Source organism: Mesorhizobium sp. ORS 3428, from assembly GCF_001854785.1.
In the GTDB taxonomy this organism is placed as follows: domain Bacteria; phylum Pseudomonadota; class Alphaproteobacteria; order Rhizobiales; family Rhizobiaceae; genus Mesorhizobium.
This window is the reverse complement of the sequence record NZ_MDFL01000018.1, coordinates 1-8,800: the sequence shown is the minus strand read 5'-3', so window position 1 is coordinate 8,800 and position 8,800 is coordinate 1. Positions and strand designations below refer to the sequence as shown.

At 57.0% G+C, this 8,800-nt stretch carries 8 protein-coding genes; 4 read left to right on the top strand and 4 right to left on the bottom strand.

What is annotated here, in order from left to right; translation table 11 throughout:
* A partial coding sequence (locus tag ORS3428_RS33195) for a hypothetical protein (protein ID WP_443136837.1) occupies positions 1 to 303 on the top strand: 303 nt, incomplete at its 5' end.
* A 564-nt stretch (positions 304 to 867) separates the two neighbouring features.
* On the opposite strand, the gene ORS3428_RS04980 is transcribed toward ORS3428_RS33195, so the two are convergent.
* The 4 genes from ORS3428_RS04980 to ORS3428_RS33190 form a co-directional block, all read right to left on the bottom strand.
* Positions 868 to 2,058: a tyrosine-type recombinase/integrase gene (locus ORS3428_RS04980; protein ID WP_071095179.1), complete on the bottom strand. Its 1,191-nt coding sequence runs from the start codon at positions 2,056 to 2,058 to the stop codon at positions 868 to 870.
* 29 nt (positions 2,059 to 2,087) lie between these two features.
* A complete protein-coding gene (locus ORS3428_RS31120; RefSeq protein WP_083354990.1) occupies positions 2,088 to 2,309 on the bottom strand; it encodes a helix-turn-helix domain-containing protein in 222 nt (73 codons plus the stop codon).
* A gap of 57 nt (positions 2,310 to 2,366) precedes the next feature.
* Positions 2,367 to 2,618: a helix-turn-helix transcriptional regulator gene (locus ORS3428_RS33850; RefSeq protein ID WP_083354989.1), complete on the bottom strand. Its 252-nt coding sequence runs from the start codon at positions 2,616 to 2,618 to the stop codon at positions 2,367 to 2,369.
* A gap of 1,792 nt (positions 2,619 to 4,410) precedes the next feature.
* Positions 4,411 to 4,569 (bottom strand): hypothetical protein, encoded by a 159-nt coding sequence (locus tag ORS3428_RS33190; RefSeq protein ID WP_157895920.1) that lies wholly within the window; start codon positions 4,567 to 4,569, stop codon positions 4,411 to 4,413.
* Between the two features lie 698 nt (positions 4,570 to 5,267).
* Between ORS3428_RS33190 and ORS3428_RS04970 the strand changes: the two genes are divergently transcribed.
* The 3 genes from ORS3428_RS04970 to tnpB form a co-directional block, all read left to right on the top strand.
* Positions 5,268 to 6,428, top strand: coding sequence for a DUF2235 domain-containing protein (locus ORS3428_RS04970; RefSeq protein ID WP_071095181.1), 1,161 nt, complete (start codon positions 5,268 to 5,270; stop codon positions 6,426 to 6,428).
* Between the two features lie 1,842 nt (positions 6,429 to 8,270).
* A complete protein-coding gene (gene tnpA, locus ORS3428_RS04955) occupies positions 8,271 to 8,624 on the top strand; it encodes an IS66-like element accessory protein TnpA (RefSeq protein WP_071095173.1) in 354 nt (117 codons plus the stop codon).
* The coding region (gene tnpB / locus ORS3428_RS04950) for an IS66 family insertion sequence element accessory protein TnpB (protein WP_131802837.1) at positions 8,621 to 8,800 on the top strand (180 nt) is incomplete at its 3' end. The genes tnpA and tnpB, both read left to right, overlap by 4 nt.

Here is an 8,800-nt window from a genome sequence, read left to right as displayed (position 1 = left end):
CGACACAAGATCGGCGTAGACGCGACTGTCACCACTTTCGACGGCGAGCTGATCGACGCGTACCTCCCACTGGCCGGCGAGAGTTCAATCGAAGACATCCTTCTTTGGCTGAACACCAAGGATTTCATCATGGGGCGCATCAAGGATCGGCTAGAGGACCAGACGCTATTCGCGTTGCCTACGATCTTGTTGCTCTACTTCGTGGTGGGCAATTTTCCGAGCATCGCCACCTCGCCCGGTTTACTGACCGATGAGGAACTCGGGCCGATATACTCCGATCTTGGCTTGGCCCTCCCGCAGTAGACAACAAAGCACGAAAAGAGGTTGACTTGTGAAAACTCGTCGCTCAGCAKGGGAATTTGCGCTGGAGAAGCGGCTGATAAGTCGTGCATTTCCCCCTGAGAGGCGCTCCGCSCTAAGGAGTTTTCTAACACAAGTTCGCCGAGCGTGACGCTGACGAGTGGCCGCTATCTTGGTTCTCGAATTTGACTGCGAATGAGGGCTGTGAGATCGCCTGCGAACCGCAGCTTATCGCAAATGTCAGCCGAAACCGCCAGGCCGGCAACGGCCCCATTTTGCGGTTGGCACCGGCGAGACGTAGGTGGTCGACAGAGCTAACAATGGGATGGACGTTGTGAAATCCCCTGGCGGTTCGGGCTTCAGGCGGCGGAACCATACGGGACAATACGGGAAGATTCTCGATTYGTGCCCGCGAAAAAATCAATAAAATCAATAGCTTGCACACATCCTCCGGGCCCACCATAATCCTTGATTTCATTGATAAAAAGTGACATCGGCCCAAAACGTCTTGGGCCCATTATGGGCCCAGAGAGTCGGCGCGGCCATGTTTGTTCTTGATCGATTTGTTCAATTGACGACTCGCAGGRCAGCTCGTCGCCTCATGGCATCGCGTTTGGCCTCGCGCTCGTTGATGGCACGGGCGATATCAACTGCGATCCGCTTCTTGTTTGCCTCACGCACGTAGTCGTCAGTCACGGTCATCGAGGAATGTCCCATTGCCTCCATAATGGCGCGCGCCTGAACATTGCACTCAGCGAGGTATGTGCCGAAGGTGCGGCGCAAACCATGGAGCGTGTAGCCGTCGGGAATCCCCGCTTGGCGCGTCCAGTGCTGYATCATGCCAGTCAAGCTCTTTTCGGAGAAGGGCCGGTTGTACGCGCTCTTCAACACGGTGCCGCCCGTCGAGCGGTCGAGCGGTTCCAAGGCCGCCGCCAGCTTGTCGACGACCGGGATGAACATTTCCCTTCCGCCGTGGCGATTGCGGTTCTTCTTCTGGCGAAAATCAAAAGCTTCGATCAGCTCCAATGAGCCGTCGAACAGTTCAATCTCCTCGGAAACGAGATCGTCCCACTCCAGGGCGGCGATATCGCTGCGCCGATTTCCAAGCCAAAAGCCCAGCGCATAGCATGTACGCGCGGCCGTGCCGATCGGGTGCCGTGCCTCGAACTTCTCGCGAACGGCGATCGGCCAAGCGGGATTCTTTGTCGATTTAGGTACACGCACGCGGATTGAGAGCGAGGGGTCGTCTTGAGGCTTGATCCATTTCTCAATCTCGATCGCCACCCATAGCAGTTTCTTGATGGCGACCAGCATGTGCTTGGCAACCRTGCGGTTTGTGGCAAAGATGCCTTCGATGATGGCACGAAGCCGATCCGCATCGAGGTGTTCGACTGGCGTATCGCGCCAGGTCAGAGGGTAGTTTGGATTAACCTGCAGGTTGAGAAAGCGCTCGATTAGCCGCACATTTTTCTTTTGCGTAGCTTCGTCAAAGTCCAGCCACTCCATCGTGGTCTCAAGCCGGCGCGAGGCATGGCCAAACGTTTTTGGTAGGGCCCGACCAGGCAGATCGATAATCGCCGCCTTCCTGCCGAAACCCTGCGTGGCCTTTTGATATTCGGCTTCAAATTCCGGATCGCCCGGCTTACCGGGAAGYCGAACTTYGGGCATGCCCTTTGCCCGATAGCGGTAAACGATCCTGCCATTCTTTGTGCGCGAAGAGACGCCGGGATAGCGAGCATCCTTGAAGGGTCTGGGCATAATAATCTCCTCCGACACTTCTGCCGCAGCTAATCATTACGCGACGATTTGTCCTGCACTGCGTTGGGTGAARGAGCATTGCTTTCCATCGCGATCCGCAGGAGCAGAGGATAGGGAAAGCCTCTGCCTTGCTCGATCCCCTCAAATGTGCGCCTCGGGATTCCCAATGCCTTGGCCGCAGCTTCAGCAGTGAGCCTTTCCCTGGCCCGCCAGGCTTTCACATCTTTGGCAAGCTTCTCATTCTCGCTCACTTCAAGCCTTCCTGATACCTTACTACGCCTTTAGCGTATACGCAATCAGCGTATCTCTCATCTTTGTTGTCCGTCTCGTCTGCTTCGCTCCAACAACACTTGGAGACCATTGTCTTTGTCCGGCAACGATGTGAAGGCGATGTCGAGAGCTACGCGATCCCAGACGGCACGGCTGTTGATGCGCTTAGGCTTCGGCATGCGCCCATCAGCGACCATCTCGTCAAAAAGAGTGGATCCGACACCAACATAACGGGCCGCTTCTTCACGAGAAAGGCCTCGCGGCGGATATGAAACTGCGTCACTATTCATCGACGCTGGCTCGGATGGTTGGAGCAGCGGCAGTGCCACATGGGGGAGTTTCGTTTCTTAAGATCGGGCGAGTGTTGGTGACGCAACACAAAGGTCATCTTCATACGAGTTCAGCCGCGGGGGTAGATCGTGCTCACTTAGATAAGGCGCGACGCGTKCGGAAGAGGCCTTACTGGGTGTCTCGGCACAAACTGGCAAGGGCGTGTGAACCGGATGAATCGCCGCAATAGAGCGTTGCAGAGACTTGGCTTCGCGATACGCGGCTAGAGATCGGCTTGCTCGGCGCTCGAAACTGATCAATCTCAGGTATCTGAAGCGGCGGACAGTGCGCCCCCCGATTTTTACTTACGCCGTAAAATATTCAGTTTTTTTGGCCCTTTTTCGCAGCTGGTTACGCGGCGCCATTACAGGTTGGCATACAGTTCYGCACGTCTCGATCCGCGATGCCTAGGCGATAAGGCGTTCGTGCGTTCTTGCTCACCTTGGGTGACACTGCGGTTCGAGGAACACCAGATGACAGAGGCGGAATCCAAGTAAAGAAAATCCTATTTTGCTTTCAAATGCTTACGGGTAGGCCAACCGCAGCTGCTACCAACAGAAATACCAACAAAATATTTCTGTGGATAGGTTCGGTTCCTGAAAAGGGCCTGTAGTCACTACCACCGTTCTTAAATGGGCGCGCGCGATCGAGCCAAAGGTTCGGTACCGTCGATCGCTCGAGTCGGCGTATCCGGGATTGAACTCTCATCACTTTGGGACTGGCGGAGATAGCGAACCCCCGCGGCTTCCTAAGGGTCACGCAGCTCATCGCGCATCTGATGCGGGACTAGTTCGTCCACGGGCGAGAGCAGCGGCCGTTCGGACCGCACGCTCGGGGGCTAGGAGGACACATTCCCCAGGAACCAGGCGAGGCCACATCGCGCTTGTCTTTGAGCATCCGGAAAGGCAGCGGATGCCTGCGAGCCTTGGCCTATCCATTGAGGCCGCCCGGGGACAACAGACAGAGATAGTGGGACGCTTTGTCGCCTAGGGATCAGCGGAAATCGGCGAAGACGCGCCCCGGCCGACCACGTGGCCCGTTTCCGCTGACGGCTCGATCAGGCTGCGGTGAAGTGGGCGGTTAGCTCCTCACGCCGGACGACGCCAAAACCTTCATCCGCAAGTACATGCGCGCRCTGTTCAGAGGGCAGCCGCGCGTCGGATCCGGAGCGATGTATTTCCAGGCGCGTTCCCAATCCTCTCGTGTGCGGACGCCTTTTTCGCCCATTCGTTGGTGCCGCGGTAGACGATTGCCGAGCAGCTCAACAAGGCATGGGACCGCCGCGACGCACCGCCTCACGAAGCAAAGCCGGTGCCGGTCGTTGAGACTTGGCCGGTCGGTTCCGTCGGCGAGRCCTTTGACGCCCAGGCCGAAGACCCATCAGGGCCGCACGACTGAGGCTTCGTCCCGCGTCCAGCCGGCCTCTACCATGCAGTCGAGGATCGCCTGAAAGCCCGGCTCCATTGCTTCCTGGCCGTCGATTTCTCGGTCGGGATAATCGCCAGTCCGCCGGGCTGCCTAATCACAGGAAAGCCTCCCCGTCGCCTCGGTGCTCGTAGCAGAACTAGTGGGGCGCTCGTTTCGGCTTGGCAAAAACCCCGTCCCGCATCCTTGCCGCACCCGGAATGCTCGAAGACTTGCCCAAGCGGGCCGCGCTCGCGCGTCTGGGCGCCCTCTCCGGGGCGTGTCGGCTCGTCGCTCATGGTTCGGGCTCGAAGTATTCCAGGATGATCATATAGCCAGCGTCGACCTTCATGCGCGGGGCATAGTCGGTATCGTGATTGTTGATGCATGGTCCTGCTGCCAGATAACGTTCGGGCCGCGGCCGCCATTGTCGGCGGCCAGTTTAACTTCATGTGCAGCACCGTTTGGATTGTTTGGGCACGTCTTGACGGCATAGCGCAGCGGCATGTGACATCTTCCCTCAGCTGCAAAACGATTCCACGAATGTTCCTTTTTTGTTCTTATCGGGCATGAAATGCCGGCAAGGCGACCGGGCACAATATGCTTTTGAAGGAAGGATGCGCCTGCGGAAAGGTGCGCTACTGCCGTTCAGCCGACCTGACGATGGTGTATGGCGGTGGCGCAGATCCTTTCAAGTTGAAGTTCGACTGCAGCCGCTGAAAGCCCGAGATCAAGCTGACACTCCTTGAGCTCCACGCCGACCACCTGCCGAAAAAGCTTGTCATCCACAAGCCGATGGTACCGACCTGCCGCCTATTGTGATCCTATCTCAGTGAAGATGCACGCGGCCGCTGCGCTCGCGAACAGACGCGAAGGCTTCCGGCCTTCTGTGGACCGTGGCAACGAACACACGGCCTGCACCCCATGATTTGTCCGCTAGTCATGGTGCCTGCCTGGCCGGCTGGACCTGAATGCTCAGYAGGTCCACCAAATGCGGCGCATGCGAATGTGAACTCGGCCTCCTACTCTCGCAGCGGTTGGCACGGGCACCTCGGATCTCGATCGGCAACGCAGAACGGGATGCCTAAGTCCGYGGCCAAGAAGGCGAATGAAGGTGTGGACAACCAACGATTGCCGCTCGCAGAGCGCCTGCACTTAACAGTACCGTAGGCTGAGAACAAAAACTGRATGTTCGGGAGATGGAATTGCCCAAGAATATCGTCGTCTGTTGTGATGGCACAGGCAACGAGATCGGCGTCAATATGTCCAATGTGCTCAAGTTTTATCGAATGCTTGAGAAAAACGAGAACCAGCTGGTATATTATGATCCTGGCATCGGTACCTTGGGTCAAAGAAAGACATGGGGGAGAATACGTCAAAACACGAAGGGTGTCCTGGGGCTCGCAACGGGATATGGACTGGACGATGACGTGTTGGATGCCTATCGTTTTTTGGTAGCAAATTATATTGAAGGYGACCGGATATTTCTTTTTGGCTTCAGCCGCGGCGCGTATAGCGTCCGAGTGCTTGCCGGCTTCATCCACCTGCTGGGCCTGTTGCGAGCGGATCAACTTAATTACGTGGGATACGCGCTGTCGGCGTATAAACAAGCAGCGATGGATGGTTCGGGCCTTTCCGCAGCTTGGCATTTCCGACGCATTGTTGGTGGTCGAACAGTACCGATCAAGTTTCTCGGAGTATGGGACACTGTAGCATCCGTCATTGTTCCGCGCCCAGATCGGTTTTACATCCCCAGTCTCGAGTCGCTTCCTTATACGCTGCAAAATCCGGGCGTTGAAGTCGTTCGGCACGCCATTGCGATCGATGAATTTCGTCGGAYGTTTCGATTGCGGGAATGGAAACAGGACCAGGATTACAAGCCGAACCGCTTTTCCACCTCGCCGCCGCAAAAGCAAGACGTTCGCCAAGTCTGGTTTGCTGGCTGTCACTCCGACATTGGCGGTGGTTATCCTGAGAGCGAAAGCGGGCTGTCAAAGTTTGCCCTGCGCTGGATGACGCAAGAAGCGAAGATCAACGGGGTGAAGCTTAATACCGCCATGGTCAACCATCTTGTCGATGGCAAGCCCCGCAAAGGCAGCGAGCATAGCTACCAAGAGCCCGATGYCGCCGCTCCGCTACACAACTCCGCAACCGGCGCCTGGCGCATTCTTGAATGGCTGCCGAAAAGCCAGAAGCGTCGGGAATGGCCTGCTCGCAGTCCACTAATGGGATTCTATTTGCCGCGATGTGAACCGCGGCCGATTCCGGAAGGCTCACGGATCCACGTGTCCGTTCTTGAGCGAAAGGAACTAGTTCCGTCGTATCAGCCGCAAAATCTACCTCAGGCCTTTGAGGTYGAAAATTGATGACTGGACAGATCATCTCAATGGCCGCGGCGCATTGTGACTCGCTATCGCCGAAGGCACTTCGGTGGYTGTAGCCAGTAGTCAATGTGCACCTTTCCTATCGATTTCGCTTTGCAAAGCGATTGACGACACGGGACAGAGCCGAGTGCATTGCTCACCGCCTGCCGTGAGATAGCTGGAGAAATCGCCGACAGAAAAAGGCGGGAAAGACCAAGATTCCCGGCACCTCATGACCCGCATATGAGCAGCGGCGGAACCACCTTCGGCTGGGCTCACTATGTCGAGAAGCGCCCGCCGAACTGGTTTGTCGGGGACTGTCTGACTGACATCGTCAACCAAATGATCGTGGTGGYCAGACGAGGAAATCTCTATTCGCTTTTATTCTCCGATATCGGGCTCAGAAGTGCCGTTTCTAAAAAGATCCTGCGCGCAACCAGAGGACCACTGGCAACAATCAGGGGTCTAAGTCCAAGTGAAATCAACAGGGGGTTGTCGAGAGCCGGGTCCGAACGCTTTGCTGAGTGGGACSCATCGCCGAACCTCATCAAGGCTGACTCAAAAATTCTCTCCGGGCTGGAGCTTGAGACGTCGCTCGACCCTCTCGGCGACGAAACATACTACTTCAGCTCAGTGCGCAGCACCATGCGGATGCAACGTCCTGTGGTCGGCGCCAGCCCAAGCGGAAGCAGGATCTGGATTGGCCCTACCAGCTCCTGGGAGGACTTCACACATGCGATCACACAGGTTCTTGATCGGGCTTCTACCTGCATGGACGACACGACGCGAACCGACAAACCGCTTCCCGCTCTCGCATCCGCAGTAGCCAGTCCGGTGGGGTGTCGAGCAACCTTACGATATTGCACTCAACGTACCCGAGCAGGTCAATGATGGGTCTGCGGACAATCAGTCAGACCAGGTTAGGTGGCTTCAGCAGTTCGGTGATGCTGCCCGGTTCGAGATTGCACCTAGGGCGGCCGGAAGCCCCGACTTTGATGCGATCGTCTATCGGGGAGACTTGAAGCTAGGGCAGCTCCGTTTTGAATTTGAACAGTCGTCGGCCCACGATCTCCGCTTGGTGATACGCAAGGTGGAGGGCTTCGACCGGGATCAGCGGGACAGGGAAATCCTGAGGATTTGCCGGAATTCCGAAAATCTCACGATCTACTTCGACACTGGTCATACATTTTCGCGGGGCCACTTCTACGAAACCAGGTTTCGAGACGCCAAATTTTCAAACTGGCAATGGGTTCCGATGGGGATCGATGCCACCGAATTCTGGCAGGAGAAGCCGCTCGATGGTCAGCGATTTGCCAGAATACCGGCAACGCCAACGATAAATCATTGTTCGGTTTGGTGGCCAGGCATTGGCCCAATCTAAAGACTCGTGGTCCGCAAACTGGCTGRCTAGTTTGTGACGACGGCGCCATGGAGTCAGYGGATTTCACTCACATCGATCAGACAACTGAGCCTCTTAGTCTTACCTTGATCCACGTGAAAGGAAGCGGCTCGGATAAGGTCAATCGAGGTCTGTCCGTCTCCGACTACGAGGTTGTGGTTGGACAGGCTATTAAAAATCTGCGCCATATCGACCGAAGCCTCCTACGCGACAAGCTAAGTTTAAATTCTCAGGGCGTGCTTGCAGACGCAGTTTGGTACCAGGGCCAGCGGCAACAGAATAGAGACGGCCTGCTTGCGATGCTCGATAGCTTTGGGTCCAACTTAGACAAGCGAGTGGTTGTGTTGCAGCGTACGCCTCCGACGAAGGCCGCCTTGCGCGAGCATGGCACGGTAGCGAGGCTGCGCTCTTAAGGTCGTCCTTACGAGCGTAGTTTGCAGCACAGCATGAGCCAGATGATGTTATTGACCGGGCCGGAGCGTCGTCGTCGTTGGAGTGAAGAGGATCAGTGCCGGATACTGGCCGCGACATTCGCGCCCGGGTCCACGGTTGCGGCGGTAGCGCGTCAGTACGATGTCGCGACCAGCCTGATCTATAAGTGGCGCCGCACGATGAGAGCCCGCGGGACGGGCTTTGCCGAAGTTGTCGTGGTTCCCGATGAGCCTGTCGCCGCTTTGAGGCCGGCGGCGCCACCAGYGGTGATCGAGCTGGAGATCGCCGGCAAGATGCGGCTGCGGATTCCGCTGACCACGCCACCGACACTGGCGGCGGCGATGGTGAAGGCGCTGGGCGTTTCATGATTCCGGTTCCGAGCCAGGTGCGGATCTGGTTGGCGGTCGGCCGGACCGATATGCGTCGCGGGATGCAGGGCCTCGCTCTGCAGGTTCAAGAGACGTTGGGCCGGGATCCGCATGCCGGCGATCTTTATGTCTTCCGCGGTCGCAGCGGCAATCTGATCAAGATTATCTGGCATGAT